General features: G+C 64.4%; 1 pseudogene. It reads right to left on the reverse strand.

The window, feature by feature from the left end:
• Positions 1-39: 39 nt before the first annotated feature.
• Positions 40-219, reverse strand: a pseudogene (locus KUM44_RS36670) (ABC transporter substrate-binding protein); the annotation flags it as partial.

Consider the following 219-nt stretch of genomic DNA (forward strand, 5'->3'; position numbering starts at 1 on the left):
TTGCCGGCCACCTTCACCGACGGTGCGGCGATACCGAATTCAGCCACGAGCCCACTCCAACCAGCGCTTGGTGACGGCCGATTCGTTCTTCAGCCACCAGTCGATGTCCGTGTCGAAACCCTTGTCGTAGTACTTCGGCGCACCGGCGAGCGCGTTGCGCTCGTCCTCGGTGAGCTTGGCGTAGGCCAGCGGGGACGACGGGTTCGACGGGAAGGCCTT

The sequence above is a fragment of the Streptomyces sp. AC550_RSS872 genome (genome assembly GCF_019049285.1).
Taxonomy (GTDB): domain Bacteria; phylum Actinomycetota; class Actinomycetes; order Streptomycetales; family Streptomycetaceae; genus Streptomyces.